The sequence below is a fragment of the Mesorhizobium sp. WSM4823 genome, assembly GCF_055811195.1.
This window is the reverse complement of record NZ_JBVVQL010000016.1, coordinates 76,897-94,639: the sequence shown is the minus strand read 5'-3', so window position 1 is coordinate 94,639 and position 17,743 is coordinate 76,897. Positions and strand designations below refer to the sequence as shown.

Below are 17,743 nucleotides of genomic sequence, written 5' to 3'. Positions count from 1 at the left end.
GAGGGTGAGGCTCCCGACACCTGGATAGATCGGGCGCGCGCAGCGGCCCGACAGCTTTCGGCAGGCGGACCGGAATTCGACATCTCCAAGGTTCGTGACGTGAGCCCCGAAGCACGCGCGGCGGAGCACTGGCAGCATTATGTGTCGCGACTTGAGGCCCAACCGGGGATCATCGTCGCCCAACAAACTGCGAGGGGCGGACATTTCTACATTTCCGGCCTGAGAGATCCGCAGGCCGCCGACCCGCAGGCTCTGCTGTCCGGAACAGGGGTTGATCCGGCTCGCGTTCATTCGCAGTGGCAATTCTATCAGAGCCTTGATCCGAAGTTCGTGGTGAAGCGGCTGATGGCGTCGCTGGTCCCGCCGGATTCAGTACGATTTTCGATCATCAAGGATCGCATCGTTGTCGTGGGTGAGGCTCCTGCCGCCTGGATAGATCGGGCGCGGGTGGCCGCCCAACAACTGGCCGCGGACGGACTCTCTCTAGAAATTTCCGAGCTGCGCGAGGTGACCCCTCAGAAACTCACTCATTTGAGGGAGGCTATTCAAGCGGTCGACATTTTCTTCGATTCTGGCAAGGCTGTACCGGGGCCAGAGCAACTACCAGTTCTCGACAAATTGGCGAATCAGTTGAAGGAATTGGCCAAGGACGCCCGCAAGGCAGGCGTAACAGCACAGTTCATGTTGACTGGCCATTCGGACGCCGTGGGCCGTGAGACGGCCAACGCTTCGATCAGCGCCGCCCGCGCCGAGACAATTCGTGCGCTTCTCAAGAAGCGCGGCGTCGCTCCGGAATCGCTTTTGGTTCGCGGCGCGGGCACCTTTGAGCCGGCGGAGACTGAGAATAGCAGAACCGGGAGCTCCGCCAATCGCAGAGTTTCGGTTACGGTCAACTTCCACTAGGCGGAGCCCAGGATATTGCAAAAGAAGATCTGCATGTTGGGCGGGTTCGCTGTCGGAAAGACGAGTCTGGTTCGCAGATTTGTGCAAAGCATCTTTTCAGAAACCTACTTGACCACGGTGGGAGTGAAAATCGACAAGAAGAGTGTCGCACTCCCGGACAAAACCGTGGATCTGATTTTGTGGGATTTGGCCGGCGAAGACGACATCGGCTCATTCCGCGTCAGCTATGTGCGAGGTGCGAGCGGGCTCGTGCTTGTCGTCGATGGAACCCGCGCTGCTACTCTTGCCGTGGCGCTCACGCTGCGCGAGCGGGCCGAGGCCGAATTCGGCGCTATGCCGTTTGTATTGCTGTTCAACAAATCCGATCTGGCCGATCGGTGGGCAATCTCGGATAGTGAGATTGCCGAATTCAGGCAACTAGGATGGCAAATCTATCTAACAAGTGCGCTTTCAGGTGAACACGTTGATGATGCATTTCGTCAGCTTGCTTCGATGGTCACCAAATAGATCATGCATGGATTGCCAAGAGAAGTCAGAAGCTGGATTTACGATTTCTTCTACAACGAGCACTCTGTCGCATATCTGAAAATTGATGCCCAGCTTTGCATCGCTGCGAAGGGCGGTAGTGTAAAACATTACGGACTCTCATCACTTCGCATTGGTAGGCCTGTTGCCGAGCAGCTTGAATTCATGGAGGGTTTGCTGCCTTGCCCGGAGCTGCCATATCATATGGCCATGGTCGAGCTGCCCAGCGGGCGTGTCGCGGACCTTCATCTTTTTGCTGACAATGCCAGCGTATGGCTGCTCTTTCTTGACGCCACTGCCGAACGCGACAATAGGCAGCGGCTTCAACAGAAGGCTTATGAAATGACCCTCCTGCAAGAGAGGGAGCGCCAACTCAACGAAAAATTACAATTGATGAACGAGGCGTTGAGGCAGAGCCAAGAGGGATTGTCGCGTGAATACCAGCGCGCCGAAAACCTACTCCTCAACATTCTTCCGGCGTCGATCGCGGAGCGGTTAAAAGCGGACGAACAAATTGCAGACAACCACGCTGAGGTGAGTGTGCTTTTTGCCGACATCGTCGGCTTTACGGAAAGAGCGCGGAGCGTCGGAGCCGAGACGACGCTCGCTATGTTAAATTACTTCTTCAAGGCGGCGGATCTGCTCTCGGAACGATACGGCTGCGAAAAGATCAAGACAATCGGCGATTGTGTGATGGTGGTCGCTGGCCTGCCCGCCGCGCGATCCGATCATGCAGAAGCCCTTGCGCGCTATGCACTTGAACTGCGGAAGGCGGTTAAGCTCGAACGCTTCGCGGGACAACCGCTAAGACTCAGGATTGGAATTCACTCAGGACCAATCGTAGCGGGCGTCATAGGCAAAAGACGGTTTGCCTATGACCTGTGGGGCGAGACCGTTAATCTCGCCGCACGTATTCAAACGTCAGCGGAGCCCGATGAAATCCGTATTTCGGATGCAACTCGCAAACTGCTTGGACCAAAGTTTGCCTGCGACCCACTCGCGGAAACGGAATTGCGTGGTACAGGTCGTGTGCGAATGTGGCGGCTCCCGGCCTGACGTCCGTCAGCGGAAAGCCTGGCCGGTGCAAGCCACACGAAGCGAACATCTAGTCGGAGCAGTTGGAAGCTATCGCGCTATTCAAGCCCGGCAGCTACACCACCTGGGCGTGGCCCCGACCAGGCCGCGCCATACTGTCCCAAAACGGTTGTTCCGAATGGGGCGGCAAGTTGCTAATTCAGACAGTATTCGGCTTTGCTAAGTGGCGGCGGCACTTTTGGAAATCCATCCACGCCGGCCATCAGTTCCAAATATCGCTGAGCCGACGCGGCCCACTGAAATCTGGCCGCCCTCGCACGACCGCGTGCGATCAATTTGGTTCTGAGGCCTTCTTCGTGGACCAGGCGCATGAAACAATCGAGCCATGCGTTCTCATCGCAAGGCGATGCGTACAAAACCGCATTCCCGCCGATTTCAGGCAGACTGGCACGATCCGACATGACCACCGGACATCCTAGCGTCATGGCTTCGAGGGGCGGTAGTCCGAAACCTTCAACCAGAGACGGGAACGCGAGGCACAAGCAATCGCTCAGAAGCGCGCCGAGTTCAGCGTCTGACCTTCTCCCCAGCCAGATGATATTAGGCGACTTCTTGTTGTCAGTGCTGCCGAAGACTCGGGACGTGGATGCACCCACAACAACAACCTGTAGCCCCGCAGCGGCAAGTCGTTGGTGCATGCCGGTGATCAGACCGACATTTTTGTGCGGAATCGAACTGCCAAGTACGACGATTGTCCTAGGACCGGCAACGGCCAGTGTTTGTTCCGAGTGACCGGGGGTCCATCGCAGCGCATGTTCATGCCCGTTGCTTACAACCTCGACCTTTGCCGGCGGGCACACGCCATAGCGCGCCAGTTCAACCGCAGAGTACTGCGACACGGTCGCAACCTTCCGCGCGGTCCTGCCCAAAGCGGGAACTAAGGTGCGGTAAAGAAGCCGAAATGGAAGTGAATAGCTCTGCGGGCATGCTCGTGTATTGAGGTCGTGAATGCAAAGAACCTGCTGGCGTACAGTCAGAGGGCCCGTGTTGCAGAGGCTGAGCAGGCCGCCGCGAGAGTAGGCAGGAAGCACGGCTTGTTCCCACGCATGCCCACCGAAGCTGCCGACAGTCCGGACACGGATGGCGGCCAAGGACAAATTGTCAAGCGCCCCCGGCGGGACCAGCAGCTCGAGGGTCAGATCCCGTGCCAAGGGAGCTTGGTCCACGATCAAGGCATCCAGCGCCGAAACGATCTCGCGTGCGTACCGCTGAACTCCCGTGGTCGGCTGCGCGAGAAAACGGCCGTTGATCGTCCAATGTCGTGTCATCGCGAACCACGTCCGGGCGACAGGGTTGGTCACCAGCGCTATGTCTCAATTCCGCGACTTTGGATGACCGAGACGCCCGGGTCATCTTGGCCTTTGGGACGTAACTGGTCGCTCTGCCCGGAACAATTTTCGGCAGCTTTCATCCGAATGGCGTGGCAAATCCTGAGTGTCTACGCCGAATGTGTGAGGTTCCGCGTCGCGCGGCAGTGGTAGACTGGGTTGAGCGGTGCGGCAGATCTCAATCGTCGTGCCCGGATGGATCTCAGGCAGAGTTCAGCGAATGGAGTGATGCCGCATGATATCTGGCGCAAGACAAGCAAGTTCGCGCTAATGCAGCGGCCGACCAATCCATCGCAACCAAGCCCCGTTGGACTGGCCGTCGCCACGACCAGACGTCTATGGACAATCCTGGCATGTCTACTGGGTATGACGGCCTCGTGCGCAGCGGACCTGCTCTGGGGGGTGAATGGACATCCCTTCAATGCTTATCACGGGATATCGATCGAACAGCAGCTCGACTACGTCCGCGACCTCGGCATGAAGTCATATCGGGTCAACATTTCGAGCGCCGACAGCGCCGCCAGACTTGCCGATCTGGTCAAGGCGGGCAAGGAGCGCGGGGTCCAGATCCTACCTGTCATCACGCCCGACCTCGACCTCGACAATGGAACTGTCGATGACCTCTATGCGCAGGCCTATCGCCTCGCGTCGACGCTCGTATCCCGCTTCAAGGACGACATCCGCATTTGGGAACTTGGCAATGAGATGGAGAACTATGCGATCTTGATGCCCTGCGAGATGCAAGACAGCGGAATACAATACAACTGCTCCTGGGGCCCTGCCGGCGGCACCGTGACATCCGACTATTTCAGTCCGCGCTGGGCAAAGGCGAGCGCAGTGCTGCGCGGTCTATCGGATGCAACCATCGCAGTGGATCCGACGATAAAAAAGGCCATGGGGACTGCCGGCTGGGGTCACCGTGCAGCATTCACCCGCATGCTGCAGGACGGTATCAGATGGGATATTTCGGTCTGGCATCTTTACGAAGGTGACCCGGAGGAAGCATTCAAATTCCTGGCGACATTCGGCCAACCCATCTGGCTGACAGAGTTCAATTACAGTGGCGGCAGCCAACGAGGGGAAAAGCAGCAGGCCGAAGGTGTGGTCGAGACCATGACACTCCTGCGCAGATATCAATCTCTGTACGGACTGCAGGCTGCCCATATCTACGAACTGCTGGACGAGCCGTACTGGGCGCCCAGCTATGAGGCCTTCATGGGCCTGGTCCGCCTGAAGAAGCGCGACCACGGGCTATGGGCGCCGGACGGGCAAAAGCTGGCATATGACGCCGTGAAGAAAATCATTGCGGACGGCAGTACAGATTCCAGTTCGCCGACGGTCTCGACGAAGGCCGCGCCGCCTCCGGACCAGACGTCGGTGCCCGCCGTTGCAGGCGCCGGTACATTTCACCCCTGTTCGCTTGATGCGTTCGACAACTCTGCTTTCAATCACGCCAACCAGGTTGCATATGCCTATTGTCTGATCTTGCATCGCATGCCCTCCCCGACCGAGCAGTGGCGCGAGGTCGTCGCGATGAAGAAGGATCCATCTATATTTCCGACACTGACGAAGCTGTTGCATTCGGTTGAATTCAGGACTGAAAATCGGCCAGTTGGGCTTGGAAATGCGCAATACGTAGCCCTTCTCTATCGGCTACTGCTTGGACGGGAGCCGGACAACAATGGGCTTTCCGTTTATGTGTCGAAACTGAACAGCGGCAAGGTGAGTGGCGAACAGATCGTGGCTGAGTTGATCCACTCGTATGAATTTCGCTCCAGACACACGGTTCTGTTTCCCAACGAGCCTCAGCAGGCGGTTCAATGAACGTTTTCGGCCGACAGGTCGTTAGTGGCGCTGTTTGGGCCGCCGTCGAGACCTGGGGCCGACAGATCGCCATGTTCGGCGTATTTGTGGTGCTGGCTCGCCACCTTGGCCCAGAGGCATTCGGGCTCGCTGCGCTCGCCATGGTGGTGCCCAATATTCTGGCCGCTCCGGTAACGAGGGGTCTACCCGACGCGATTATCCAGCGCGAGGAAATCGATCCCATTCACCTGGATTCGGCTTTCTGCCTCCTTGCGGCGACAGGCGCTGCGATCACAGCACTTATCTGGATATCCGCCGGCGCCATCGCGGCCGCGTTCGATCAACCGCACTTGGAAGCACTCATAAAATGGACCAGCGCCATCGTTGTGATCCAGGCATTCGGTGTCGTACCGGCGGCGATCCTCAAGCGGCAGCTGAATTTTCGGCTGTTCGCCGTGCGCACGCTTACAGGCTCGGTAGTCGGCGGCGCGTTGGGCGTAGGCATGGCTATCGCTGGTTTTGGCGTGTGGAGCCTCGTTTGGATGCAACTTACGAAGGCCGCAGTTGAAACCGCCATTATTCTTTTCGGAAGTTCCTGGCGGCCAAATTTCAGGTTCTCCTACGTCCGCATTCGGGAGCTGTTCGGATTTGCCGGCCCTCTCGTCCTGCAAACGCTTTGGAATTTCGCGAACGACGAGCTGCCCAAGATTGTGCTCGGCGCGTTCCTCGGACCTCATGCCGTGGGTATATATGCGCTTGCGCGTCGACCTCTCGATCTGCTGGTGGAATCGTTGCTCTGGCCGCTCATGGCCATCACCTTGCCAACCGTGTCTCGCATCCAGGCTCAGCCGGAAAAGATAAACAGCTTTTTCAACGCAACCGTGCGCGTGGCGGGTATAATAGGTTTTCCGGCCTTTTTTGGTTTTGCCGCGGTCGCGCCGATCGCTGTTCCCTTCATCTTCGGCCAGCAGTGGTCGGTTGGGGTAGCGGCTGTACAGATACTCATGGTTTTGGGCGTCCAACGCACCGTTGACAGCCTCTGCTCGTTCACGATCCTGGCGCTCGGCCGCTCGGGCCTGCTCCTGAAACTAAACATGGTCTATACGGTGCTGGCTCTCGTCTTGATCACGGGGGGCGTGCAGATCGGCTTCGAATGGGCCATTGCCGCCCTCGTGGCCAGCAACGTTCTGCTTCTGCCGGTCTTCCTCATCCAGGTTCATAGACTTGCCCATATTGACGTTTTAAGACCGCTGGCGATTTTCCCACGGCTTGCCGTCGCTTCGATCTTGATGTTTGCGGTCGTCAGCGCATGGCTGCGCGGTGCCCCGGCGAGTGCCGCGCCTGGAATCGTACTGGCCGGCGGTATCTTGATTGGCGCGGGCGTTTATGCAGCAGCTTCCTTCGTGCTGGTGCGCCCCGACCTGCTCAACGCACGCAATTTTGTATTGAGGCTGAGGGCTCGATGAAAGTCGTAATCCTGAGCCAGCCTTTCGACACGGTCACGCCCCCGATCCAGAACTCGATTGGCATTTGGACGTATGAAGTCGCGAGGCGACTGGGTGCAGATTGCGACACGACCATAATCGCTCGGCGCCTGCGCGGGATGCCCGCCAAGATGGAAATCGACGGTGTACGTTTCGAGTTGCTCAAATGCGCGCCGGCACGCGTATGGAGCCTGGCGTCCCGCCTCTGGAGCCGCGTCCAGCCGCGTTCGCCTTTGGTTGCACAAAGTGTCTATGCATTTGACTTTCTCGCCCAGGCCATTCGGACGATACGCCGTCTCTCGCCGGACGTGATCCATATCCAGAATTTTCCGCAATACGTACCCGCCATTCGAAGGGCGGCGCCGCAAGCAGCAATCGTGTTGCACATGCACTGTGACTGGCTCGCAGAACTTGACCGCCATGCAATGAAACGAGCGCTCGCCGCCACCGATCTCGCCGTCGGGTGCTCAGACCATGTCGTGACCGCGGCGCGCACGCGCTTTGCTGAAATGGGTCCAATTTTCGCAGTCCTGCCGAATGGAGCGCCCGCGAACCAGGACGTCGCCGTAGCGCGAATACCGGGAAAGGTATTGTTCGTTGGCCGTGTGTCGCCCGAAAAAGGCATTCACACACTGATCGAGGCCTGGCAGACCGTTGTTGCGGCCTGTCCCGATGCCCGCCTCGAGATAGTCGGCCCATCGGCAACGCTTCCTCGTGAATTCCTGATTGACCTGAGCGCGGACCGCGAAGTCCGCGATCTCGCTCGCTTCTACCACGGCGGCAGCGCATATCTCGGTTCCTACGATACCGCGCTGCGTGCGATGATACCGCCGGCGATCGCTCGCACCGTGGGCTTCGTTGGCACACTGCCCTACGAAAAATTGGCGGAGCGATATGCCGAAGCATCGCTTCTGGTAAATCCCTCTCTCAGCGAGTCCTTCGGAATGAGCCTGATCGAGGCGCTGTCGAATGGTACCCCGGTCGTAGCCACTCGCGTCGGCGGCATGACGGAGATTGTGGAAGCGACTGGCGGTGGCGTCGTGGTTGAGAAGAATGACCCGGATGCGCTTGCAGCCCAAATCATCGACCTTCTCAAAGATCCAGCGCGAGCGGCGAAACTGGGGAACCGGGGAGCCGCGCGTGTCGCCGATCTTTATGCTTGGGAAAGGATAGCCCAGTCGACCCGGACCCTATACGACAAGGCCATCGCCACCCACCGTTCACAGCTTGGAAAGCGAAACCGCACTTTCGTTCAGCGCCGGGCCTTGAACGACGTGAACACCGAGCCCGTGTCATCGCCCCACTCCCAGTTGACGGCGAGTCCGACCCGCAAAATTTGAAGGGCAGCGTCATCGGGATAGATGTCGGTGAGGCTTCGCTGCATCACCAGTTCGTCGTCGATCGAGATTGCAAACCGATTTCCGTCGAATGCGACGCGCATGCGAAAGCGTTTTCCCCAAACGACCTTGTCCGCCACATTAGTCCAGACTGCGTCATAAAGTTCCTCAAAGCCAAGTCGCTTGATGAACACCGAAATTGAAGCACCTTGGTAGGCATCATCGAGCCAAGTCGTGACACAAACGTAGTTGTCGCTGTCTTGCCAGAAGAGCAGTCCCGCCCGGCTGCGCTGATCTTGGCCTCGGCGCTCCCCAGGGGGCTCGATTGTAACCTCGAGGTCGCTGAACCCCGGTAGATCCCACGGCAGCGAATAGAATGTGCGACCCGGGTTCGGTCTGTCTACACTGGCGCGCACACGGGCGCTGCCCAGTCCGTCGACGTCGATGACCCCGGTTCCCAGTGTTCTTGCCCATTGTCCGCCGCCCAGTTCCGTCGTGCGGCGATCCAGTTCGCCGGCAGCACCAGCAAAATCGTCGGCGTAGGACAGGCTTGCTCCGCGGTGGTTCCACGGCGCCTCCAGGGGCGCCATTACTGGTATGGGAATTTCGCGAGGATGAGCCTCAAAGCTATGCCAGCGCGGCTCGCTGTCGGAGCTTTTCCATATACCCACTCCGGTCGCACTCTCGATTGGACCGGCCTCAGCAGACAGGTCGAAAAGGCGAGCCCCATCCAGGAAGCAGCTCACCTGACCGTTCCAGTCAAGGATCTGGACCGAATGGGTAGAACGCTCGCGCAACGCGTGTCCCGCATTCGTCGCGATCGTGATCTCGCTCCCCAATTGCTTGCTGACCAAGGTGCATCCAAGCGTCGAAAGTTTTAGCAGCCAGAAATTGTCCTTGTCCCGAAACCGCCAGACAAGACCACACACATCAGAGGCTGCGGAAATTTCAAGCAGCCCGTGGATCAATCCTGAAGGGTAGCCAGGATCGACGATGGACAGATTGTCGCCAGCGTCTTGCAAGAAACGCCACCGCCCCCCGATTGCGGCGACCTGCCCCGGCAAGCCTTCCACGTGTGCATCGGCAGCATGGGCGGTGCTAAACTCGCTAGAAAATTCAGGTATCCGCCCGACATGAACCGCTTGGACGCGTGTGTCGACCCGAAACCCTATCTGGCCAAGTGCCGACTGATGCACACCTGCAAACAGCTTTTCGTCCTTGTTGAAAGGATCGATCGCGATAGGACGCATCATCGGAAATGCGGCAACCCCGTGGGCTTCTTGGTCAGCGGCCACATAATAGACGGCGCCCTGCTCCCGCAGCGCTACGACATAATAGAGATGAAGGTTCTTCAGACGTCGGAACGCACTCAGGCATTGCTTTCCTACGCGAGCCCACAGCTCGCCGTTTTCGCCTTCGGCGGCATGCACGACAAATCCGCAGCCCTCTTCCACGGGATTAACCGGCGCCTCACTGGGGAACCACCCGACAGCCAGGTTCTCGTTGATGTTCGGACCCCGATAGGTCCAAGGCGTGCTGAGCACCCACCACCAAAGGCGGCGAAGGGTGAGCCTCTTTCGTGGCGCCCGTATCAACGACATCAGACGGCCGGGCCACGGGTCGATGCCGGGTCCCCGCAGCCAACGGTAGACCCGCCTGGCGAGATCGTCGGGCAGAGGCGATCCCTGCGATGTGTTGTGGCCGTTGGTGATCGAGACCAACAGCACCAGACCAGCCTCTCGTTGAAAGGGGCCATAGGAAATCCCTTGCCGGCCCCAGCCGGGCCTGACGAGTGGCTGGAACCGAAGTGCACCGTGATCGATCGCGATCTGGCGTTCGATGTCGCGTCCGAACCTCGCTCCTCCCCTTGTCGCCAAGGTCCCAATCACCGTCCCGCGGGTGCGATCGTCCTGGAAACTGTCTGCGAGAAGAACCTCCGGCCGGACAACGCCGGGCTCGGCCTTTTCAACAATCCCTGCCCAGTCAAGACGCAGCAACGAATACCTCCTCACGTCGGCATGGGCTGCGCGACAATGTGCTCGACCTGCCAGCCGTCGTTGGCATAAGCGGCAGGCAAAGAAGACACGGCATAGCCGGCTGTGGCCAAGAACCCGATGATTTCGCGTGCTTTGTGATCGAGCCCGCTTTTCGTTGCCGCATCCACCTCGCAAATGACCTTGGGGCGATATGCGGTCAGCGCCGCTGTCATGCCGCGAAGTACGTCGATTTCTGCACCCTCGACGTCGATCTTGACGAGGGTTGGCGGCCTGAGGCCGTATCTGGCGATCGAATCGTCGAGTGTTGTCGTCCTGACGCTGAGGCGCCCATTCACATCCGGCGGCGTGGAGACATTGGCGAGCGTTGCGCCGCCCAGGTGGCGCGCCAGCAACAATTCGGCATCGCCGGTCACGGCCCCAACCGCTTCGGCGAAAACCTGGATGGTGCTCAGCCTGTTGACGTCTCGGCTTCGCCTGATGGCTGCGGCATTTCGGGGGACAGGCTCGTATGCGTAGACTTGGCCATGCGAGCCGACGCGACGCGCTGCGATCAGTGAGAAGAAACCGATGTTGGCGCCAACGTCATAGAACACATTGCCCGGTTCCAGAAGCGATACAATTGCTTCCTGTATCGGAAACTCATAAGTCCCTCGCGCAAAATCGGGGTCAGCGCCGCGCGAAAAGATCCTCAGGCCAGCAGCTTCACCCGCTGCAACGACAGGCATGCCGTAGAAGACATTGCGGAGCTTCGTCGCCAGTCTCATACAGTATCCTCATTGGCCAAGCTCACATCCAGCGCCAAGCTCAGGGCGGCAGATCGAGTTGCACCGTCCGAAGATGGCAGAATGAATGGCCACCTTCGAGTTATACATCGGGTGGTCTGTTCATCCTTTTGCCGGTCTAGCGGTACCTCCGATGTGTGTTGGCCTAATGCATCTCGCCCGAAAGTGCGCAGCGGTTTTGGGGTAACGACATGCATAGAAACAAAGACTTAAAGCGCGTCGCATCCTTTCAAACGCGACGCGCTTAAGTGGCGCATGAAGAGGCGAAGACGGCGTTCACGCGTTAACCTCGTATCGCGTGAACATCTCGTGATCGCTCAGCAGCCGCTTTAGAAAATCACCCCCACCTACATCCGCCAGGGTAGGCCAATCGTCGAGGCCCGCCGGCCGCTCCATCTGGGACCGGTGCGCTGCCAGCGCGTGACGTTTTACATCGATCATGTCGCCGATATAGGCATGGGAATTGAACATCCTAATGCCGCGCAAGCCGGCAAGAGTCCGGGCTGTTTGCCGGAATGCGGTGCGATTGAATCCATGCACATCGTCGTGCAGGCGGACCCAGGGCCACTGATACCAATACCAGACGGGATATTCGAACACCGTCACGCGCCGGCCATACAGCTTAAGCCCGCCTCGCACGCCAAGATTGGTGGCAACATGGTCGGCAGGCGGCTCCTTTGCATGCGTGACGTACACGCTCTGTGGTTGCCAAGCGAACAGCAACTGAGCGATTGCGTCTGCGATCTTGCCGACATGATGTTTTGCCATGCCGTCGGGAACACGCAGAAATCTCACCCGATCGGCCGACCCGCCCAACCGGCAAACAGCCTCGATCGCTTCGTTTTCGCGCGCGATCCGCAGTGCCTCCATATCAAGCCGATCTGAATGAGATGCCGAACCGTCGGTAACGAAAATAAACCGGACGTCGGCGCCGGCGCTGAACTTCTTGCTGGCGACCCCTCCACATCCCAATGTCTCATCATCGGGATGGGGTGCAATGACGACCGCCGACGCCTGCCAGTCTGCTACGTCGAATGGATGAGACCCCTTATGCATCGCTCTATCGAGCATAGCGCCAATTGTATGCCTGACGTCACGCATCGATGGTTTCCGATCATCCGTTCTTCGGTGTGGTCCAACCTGACCTACGCATGGTAGCAAAACAGTAAGCAGTTGGGGTGAGAAAACAATGAAGGTAGGAATTCTTGCTGGCGGATTGGGAACGCGGCTGGCGGAAGAAACCGAAATCCGACCGAAACCAATGGTCGAGATCGGAGCGAAGCCGATCCTTTGGCATATCATGATGCATTACTATGCCTACGGCCATCGCGAGTTCGCCGTCGCGTTGGGATACAAGGGCGAATACATCAAACGCTGGTTCAGCGACTATGTCGCATTCGATGGCAGCTTGACGGTCAATGCGGCATCGGGAAACGTCAAGCGCCATTCGAACTCGCTGCCTAATTGGTCCGTTGATCTTGTTGAGACGGGACTGAACACGCTGACGGGCGGCCGCATAAAACGCCTGATCGACTGGATGGGCGACGAGACATTCATGCTCACCTGGGGCGATGGCGTTTCGGACGTCAACCTCGATGACCTGATCGCCTTTCACAAATCGCATGGCAAGCTCGCAACGATGACGGCGGTACGTCCGCCAGCACGCTATGGGCACATCGAATTCGATGGCCATCGCGTTGTCGACTTCACAGAAAAGCCACAGGCTTCAGAGGGTTGGATCAATGGCGCCTTCTTCGTGCTCGAGCCGGGCATAAAGGACTATATCGACGGCGACGACGTCATGTTCGAACACGCGCCAATGCAGCGGCTCGCGGCCGACGGCCAACTGATGGCATATCGCCACGAATCCTTCTGGCAATGCATGGATACCATCCGGGAAAAGCATCTCCTTCAGAAATTGTGGGACAGCGGGCAGGCCCCCTGGAAAACATGGGAATTGAACGATGAAAGTTCTGGTTACAGGCCACCTCGGTTACATCGGTTCCGTCCTGACTCCGATGCTGCTTGACCGCGGCCATCACGTCACGGGCCTAGACAGCGACATCTTCCGGTCATGCACTTTCGTAGGGAAGCTGGCCGAAGTGCCGACGATCGAGAAAGACATCCGTGACGTCGAAATCGACGATGTCGCCGGCTTCGACGCGATCATCCATCTCGCCGGACTTTCAAACGATCCGTTGGGAGACTACCGACCCCTCCTTACCGAAGAGATCAACTGCGGCGCTTCGGTGAGGCTTGCGCGACTCGCCAAGGCCGCCGGAGTCCAGCGGTTCCTATACGCCTCGTCTTGCAGCAATTACGGCGCAGCAGGCGACAGCTTTCTGACTGAAGATGCTCCCTTCAATCCGGTTACGCCCTACGGCGCCTCAAAGGCGAATGTGGAGCGCGCAGTCGCGCCGATGGCGGATCAATCGTTCAGCCCGACGTTCCTGCGCGCTTCAACTGCCTACGGCCTGTCGCCTCGCATCCGCTTCGACCTCGTGGTCAACAACCTGACCGCCTGGGCTTATACAACCGGCCTGGTTTACCTCAAAAGCGACGGCTCGCCATGGCGTCCAATCGTCCACGTGGAAGACATTTCGCAGGCCTACATCGCCGTACTCGAAGCCGAGCGAGAGCTGGTCCACAACGAGGCATTCAATGTCGGCCTGACCACGGAAAACTATCAGATTCGGGAGATCGCGGCGCTGGTGCAAGCGGTCGTTCCCGACAGCCGCGTGAAGTTCGCGCCCGACGCCGGTCCAGACAAGCGGTGCTATCGCGTCGACTGCACCTATATTGGTCGCCGCCTGCACGGGTTTAAGCCGCAATGGACAGCGCGGCGCGGTATCGAACAGCTCTACTACACATTTCGTGCAGCAGGCCTTGCACTTGGGGATTTCGAGGGCGAGCGGTTCAAGCGGATCGCCCATGTGCAGAAGCTGATCCAAAATGGCGAACTGGATGCCGATTTGCGCCGGACGCCGCAATTGGCGATGGCCGTTTGAGCAAAACACAACCGGGAGCCATGGCCATGATGATTGCTGGAGCAGCATCCGTAACCGAGCAGGTCTGCCGCTCCTGCGGCGGGAGTCACATCGATACTTTCCTGAAGCTCGGCACGACGCCCCTTGCCGATCGGCTTCCATCGAGCATCGACGATGGCGAAGAAGAGCCCGTCTTTCCGCTCAGTGTCGCCTTCTGTGGCGATTGCAGCTTGGTGCAGATCACAGAAACGGTGAACCCCAGGATTCTGTTTGCCGATGCCTATCCCTACTACTCCTCGTTTTCGCAGGCACTGCTGCGGCATTCTCGAGACAATGTGCTCGATTTGATTGAGCGTCGCGGCTTACACTCGGGCAGTTTCGTAATCGAGCTGGCAAGCAACGACGGCTATCTCCTGAAAAATTATGTCGAGGCGGGCATTCCAGTTCTTGGCATCGACCCCGCCGATGGGCCTGCTGCCGTCGCCAGCGAGTTCGGCGTGCCAACGCACGTAGCGTTCTTCACGCGCGAACTGGCTGAGTCTCTTCGCAGACAGGGCGTTCGAGCCGACGTAATTCACGCAAACAATGTGCTCGCGCATGTGGCCGACACGAACGGTTTTGTTGCAGGCATTGCGCTATTGCTCAAGGACGACGGCGTTGCGGTGCTGGAGGCGCCCTATGTCGAACCAATGATCGAGCACTGCGAGTTCGACACGATCTACCACGAACACTTGTGCTATTTTTCAGTGACGGCATTGGACAAGCTGTTTCGCAGGCATGGCCTTTATCTCAACGAAGTAAAGCAGCTCTCGATTCATGGCGGTTCAATTCGCCTTTACGTCGAACTGCAAGAGCGTGTCGGAGCAAGCGTCAGGGACCTGCTTGCTCATGAAAGGGCGCAAGGTATCGACGCCATCGATTACTACATTGATTTTTCCGCGACGGTCGACAAGTTGAAAATTGATCTCTCCGCATTGTTGCACCGACTGAAGGCTAACGGCGTCTCAATTGCTGCCTATGGGGCGGCGGCAAAAGGCGCCACCTTGATCAACACGGTCGGCATCGGACGCGATCTCATCGACTTCGTCGTCGATCGCAACGTTCACAAGCAGGGCAAGCACATGCCCGGTCAGAAAATTCCTATCCGCTCTACGGAAGCTCTGTTGGAGGCGCAACCTGACTACGTTCTAGTGCTTGCCTGGAACTTCCTTGATGAAATCATGGAACAACAGGCTGAATATCGAGCTAGGGGCGGAAAATTCATCGTTCCCGTGCCGACCCCGCGGATCGTATGACCGTGCAAGTCCGAAGCGCTGCCTGCGCCGAGCCGCGCGAACCGGTGAAGAATTCGATGCGTCTTCGCGGCGACTGTCCGGTCTGTCGGCAGAAGGATTTGCTGCACTCGGTGTCATTCGAAGCCATTCCGTTTTCCTGCAACTCTTTGCACCCTGACGCAACCTCGGCCGTCGCTGCACCGACTGGCCAATTCGTTCTCGCGTTTTGCCGCAGTTGTGAACATTTCTTCAACGCGGCGTTCGAAGACGGTCGGATCGGCTATACGCAAAATTACGAGAATTCCCTGCATTTTTCGCCCCGCTTCGTGGCCTTCGTCGAGGATCTCGCCGGTCGCCTGTCCACTGCCTACGCACTCGACGGAAAAACGGTCGTGGACATCGGTTGCGGCAAGGGGGATTTCCTCAAGCGGCTTTGCTCAACCAGCGGCGCCAGAGGCATTGGTTTCGACAGGAGCTTCGAAGATAATCGGGGCGAGAACGTCGCCGGCGTTGAGTTCATCAACGACTGGTTCGGCGATGCCTATCCGGACGTCAAACCTGACTTCGTTTCATGCCGTCACGTCCTGGAACACATAGCTAGCCCGATCGCCTTCCTGCAAGGGCTTCGTTCCCATCCAGGCGTTGGGCCGAGTACCGTATTTTACATTGAGGTGCCTAATGCCCTCTATACATTGCGCGACATGGGAATCTGGGATCTGATCTATGAGCACGTTTCCTACTTTACGCCTCACTCGCTGCGGGCAGCGATGCAGGAAGCAGGGTTCGAGGTGCTGGACCAAGGCGCGTCGTTCGGTAACCAGTACCTCTTCATCGAAGCAAAGCCTCTCCAAACCGGCGGCGATTTTTCAATCTCTGGGGAGATAGACGCGTTGGTCCGCCGCTTCGACCAAACCTATCGCGACAAGGTCGCCTGGTGGCGCGATTACCTTGCAGGACGGGATCCAGAGCAGACCGTTGTCTGGGGTGCAGGATCAAAGGGCATCACTTTCGTCAACGTCGTTCCGCAGGGACCGCGGATAAGCGCTCTGGTCGACGTCAACCCGCACAAGCAGGGGCGCTTTGCTCCAGGCACAGGCACACCCGTGATTGGGCCGGAGAGCCTGTGCGGCAGACCCTTGCAGTCGATCATCGTGATGAACCCGCTCTATCGAGACGAAGTTGCCCAGGCGGCGAACAGGCTCGGTCTCGCGCCGGATATCATCGTGGCGTGAGCCGACCCGCCCTTTGCGGCTGACGGCCTGGCATTCCGACTCCATCGACGTCGATCCGTTGCAGGTTGACCGGTCTCAACCAGCAATGTCGCGTATAGTCGGTCGACCGACGCATAAATTGCGTCCAATTGACCGGCGTCCTGAACAGCGCCCGCCAGAGGGACAGGGAGTTAAGTCCGATCAGAAAGCGGGACCGGACGAGTTGCCCGCGCCGGTCGACCGCTGCATAGGTTACGAACCCGCGAAACGCAGTGCCGAACCTCTTCAGCACGGCATCGACTTGGGTGTCGTAGCGTTCGTTGGCGGCGAAGCCTTGAAGCGACTTTGTTGTCCCGACCGGCCGCGTGTGTCTTACAACGACGTCGTCAATTATGGCGTAGCGCAACCAGGGCATGTCGGTCAGGCGGGTCCAAAGAAGATCTATTCCCGTCTCGTAGCCAAGCCCGAATAGTTTCAACGCGGTTTGCAGACACCTTGCGCTGAACACCGGACACATCATTTCGACTGTGTTGGTGTATCGCAACAAGTATCTCTTGCCGCTGACAAGTGTCGCTGCGTAGGAGAAATAACTATCCCATGACAACGCTGGCTGAAACAGATCTAATTTATATTGGCGCCCGATTGCGAACAGACGATTCAAGTCCAGCTTCGTCACCTCGATATCATCGTCGATCAGTGCAATGAGGTCATATCGCGTCACAATTTCAGGATAGCATTGGAACAAGGCATGATACCCTGCGATCTTGCGCCCCGGCAGAAATACGCTCAAATCGTTCTGTCGATGGGAGACGCCACCCTCGTAGGCGGCGACGAGAAGATCGAAGTCGGCTTCGGCCGTCCCCTCCGTCCAGCCGGCGTGCAAAGAGCTACGCCCCGCCCGGACGATAACCAGATTTCTCTTGCCCGAGCCCTCCGGCAATTTTCGGAAGGCTGATACGGCCGCGGGTGTAACTTGGCGAAGGTTCATTCAAAGCCTCCCGGCAGACGTCGCACCAG

15 protein-coding genes are annotated in these 17,743 nt (G+C 58.3%); 10 read left to right on the top strand and 5 right to left on the bottom strand.

Annotation, left to right across the window (positions count from 1 at the left end; translation table 11 throughout):
• The 3 genes from AC0L26_RS28075 to AC0L26_RS28065 all read left to right on the top strand — a co-directional run.
• On the top strand, positions 1-903 hold a 903-nt coding region (locus AC0L26_RS28075; protein WP_473635488.1), incomplete at its 5' end, for an OmpA family protein.
• Between the two features lie 15 nt (positions 904-918).
• Positions 919-1,410, top strand: coding sequence for a Rab family GTPase (locus AC0L26_RS28070; protein WP_352938555.1), 492 nt, complete (start codon positions 919-921; stop codon positions 1,408-1,410).
• A gap of 3 nt (positions 1,411-1,413) precedes the next feature.
• Positions 1,414-2,484, top strand: coding sequence for an adenylate/guanylate cyclase domain-containing protein (locus AC0L26_RS28065; RefSeq protein ID WP_473635487.1), 1,071 nt, complete (start codon positions 1,414-1,416; stop codon positions 2,482-2,484).
• A 173-nt stretch (positions 2,485-2,657) separates the two neighbouring features.
• On the opposite strand, the gene AC0L26_RS28060 is transcribed toward AC0L26_RS28065, so the two are convergent.
• Positions 2,658-3,791 (bottom strand): glycosyltransferase family 4 protein, encoded by a 1,134-nt coding sequence (locus AC0L26_RS28060; protein ID WP_473635486.1) that lies wholly within the window; start codon positions 3,789-3,791, stop codon positions 2,658-2,660.
• A 288-nt stretch (positions 3,792-4,079) separates the two neighbouring features.
• Between AC0L26_RS28060 and AC0L26_RS28055 the strand changes: the two genes are divergently transcribed.
• From AC0L26_RS28055 to AC0L26_RS28045, 3 genes are read left to right on the top strand one after another with little or no spacing between them, the layout of a single operon-like run.
• Positions 4,080-5,675, top strand: a complete 1,596-nt coding sequence (locus AC0L26_RS28055) for a DUF4214 domain-containing protein (RefSeq protein WP_473635484.1) — start codon at positions 4,080-4,082, stop codon at positions 5,673-5,675.
• Entirely contained in the window at positions 5,672-7,120 is a 1,449-nt protein-coding gene (locus tag AC0L26_RS28050; protein WP_473635483.1) for a lipopolysaccharide biosynthesis protein, read from the top strand. Before AC0L26_RS28055 ends, AC0L26_RS28050 begins: the two co-directional genes overlap by 4 nt.
• Positions 7,117-8,478 carry a glycosyltransferase family 4 protein gene (locus AC0L26_RS28045; RefSeq protein ID WP_473635482.1) on the top strand — a complete coding sequence of 454 codons (1,362 nt, stop codon included), beginning with the start codon at positions 7,117-7,119 and terminating at the stop codon, positions 8,476-8,478. The genes AC0L26_RS28050 and AC0L26_RS28045 overlap by 4 nt, the downstream gene beginning before the upstream one ends.
• Here AC0L26_RS28045 and AC0L26_RS28040 read toward each other — a convergent pair.
• From AC0L26_RS28040 to AC0L26_RS28030, 3 genes are all read right to left on the bottom strand, one after another.
• Positions 8,391-10,472, bottom strand: coding sequence for an oxidoreductase (locus tag AC0L26_RS28040; RefSeq protein ID WP_473635481.1), 2,082 nt, complete (start codon positions 10,470-10,472; stop codon positions 8,391-8,393). The two genes, AC0L26_RS28045 and AC0L26_RS28040, sit on opposite strands and share 88 nt — an antisense overlap.
• 11 nt (positions 10,473-10,483) lie before the next feature.
• Entirely contained in the window at positions 10,484-11,236 is a 753-nt protein-coding gene (locus tag AC0L26_RS28035) for an FkbM family methyltransferase (protein WP_473635480.1), read from the bottom strand.
• Positions 11,237-11,530: 294 nt separating this feature from the next.
• Entirely contained in the window at positions 11,531-12,355 is an 825-nt protein-coding gene (locus tag AC0L26_RS28030) for a PIG-L deacetylase family protein (protein WP_473635479.1), read from the bottom strand.
• An 88-nt stretch (positions 12,356-12,443) separates the two neighbouring features.
• On the opposite strand from AC0L26_RS28030, the gene rfbF reads away from it, so the two are divergent.
• From rfbF to AC0L26_RS28010, 4 genes are read left to right on the top strand one after another with little or no spacing between them, the layout of a single operon-like run.
• Positions 12,444-13,283 carry a glucose-1-phosphate cytidylyltransferase gene (rfbF, locus tag AC0L26_RS28025; RefSeq protein WP_473635478.1) on the top strand — a complete coding sequence of 280 codons (840 nt, stop codon included), beginning with the start codon at positions 12,444-12,446 and terminating at the stop codon, positions 13,281-13,283.
• Complete coding sequence (locus AC0L26_RS28020) at positions 13,219-14,262, top strand: NAD-dependent epimerase/dehydratase family protein (RefSeq protein ID WP_473635477.1); 1,044 nt, start codon at positions 13,219-13,221, stop codon at positions 14,260-14,262. Before rfbF ends, AC0L26_RS28020 begins: the two co-directional genes overlap by 65 nt.
• A 26-nt stretch (positions 14,263-14,288) precedes the next feature.
• On the top strand, positions 14,289-15,536 hold the full coding sequence (locus tag AC0L26_RS28015) for a class I SAM-dependent methyltransferase (RefSeq protein ID WP_473635476.1): 1,248 nt from the start codon (positions 14,289-14,291) through the stop codon (positions 15,534-15,536).
• On the top strand, positions 15,533-16,747 hold the full coding sequence (locus AC0L26_RS28010) for a class I SAM-dependent methyltransferase (protein ID WP_473635475.1): 1,215 nt from the start codon (positions 15,533-15,535) through the stop codon (positions 16,745-16,747). The genes AC0L26_RS28015 and AC0L26_RS28010 overlap by 4 nt, the downstream gene beginning before the upstream one ends.
• Here AC0L26_RS28010 and AC0L26_RS28005 read toward each other — a convergent pair.
• Positions 16,734-17,714 (bottom strand): DUF707 domain-containing protein, encoded by a 981-nt coding sequence (locus AC0L26_RS28005; RefSeq protein WP_473635474.1) that lies wholly within the window; start codon positions 17,712-17,714, stop codon positions 16,734-16,736. The genes AC0L26_RS28010 and AC0L26_RS28005 overlap by 14 nt on opposite strands.
• Positions 17,715-17,743: the final 29 nt, after the last annotated feature.

Coding starts and splice junctions, on each gene's coding strand:
- AC0L26_RS28065 (WP_473635487.1), top strand. CDS start 1,414: ATGCATGGATTGCCAAGAGAAGTCAGAAGCTGGATTTACGATTTCTTC.
- AC0L26_RS28060 (WP_473635486.1), bottom strand. CDS start 3,791: ATGACACGACATTGGACGATCAACGGCCGTTTTCTCGCGCAGCCGACC.
- AC0L26_RS28055 (WP_473635484.1), top strand. CDS start 4,080: ATGCCGCATGATATCTGGCGCAAGACAAGCAAGTTCGCGCTAATGCAG.
- AC0L26_RS28050 (WP_473635483.1), top strand. CDS start 5,672: ATGAACGTTTTCGGCCGACAGGTCGTTAGTGGCGCTGTTTGGGCCGCC.
- AC0L26_RS28045 (WP_473635482.1), top strand. CDS start 7,117: ATGAAAGTCGTAATCCTGAGCCAGCCTTTCGACACGGTCACGCCCCCG.
- AC0L26_RS28035 (WP_473635480.1), bottom strand. CDS start 11,236: ATGAGACTGGCGACGAAGCTCCGCAATGTCTTCTACGGCATGCCTGTC.
- AC0L26_RS28030 (WP_473635479.1), bottom strand. CDS start 12,355: ATGCGTGACGTCAGGCATACAATTGGCGCTATGCTCGATAGAGCGATG.
- rfbF (WP_473635478.1), top strand. CDS start 12,444: ATGAAGGTAGGAATTCTTGCTGGCGGATTGGGAACGCGGCTGGCGGAA.
- AC0L26_RS28020 (WP_473635477.1), top strand. CDS start 13,219: ATGAAAGTTCTGGTTACAGGCCACCTCGGTTACATCGGTTCCGTCCTG.
- AC0L26_RS28015 (WP_473635476.1), top strand. CDS start 14,289: ATGATGATTGCTGGAGCAGCATCCGTAACCGAGCAGGTCTGCCGCTCC.
- AC0L26_RS28010 (WP_473635475.1), top strand. CDS start 15,533: ATGACCGTGCAAGTCCGAAGCGCTGCCTGCGCCGAGCCGCGCGAACCG.
- AC0L26_RS28005 (WP_473635474.1), bottom strand. CDS start 17,714: ATGAACCTTCGCCAAGTTACACCCGCGGCCGTATCAGCCTTCCGAAAA.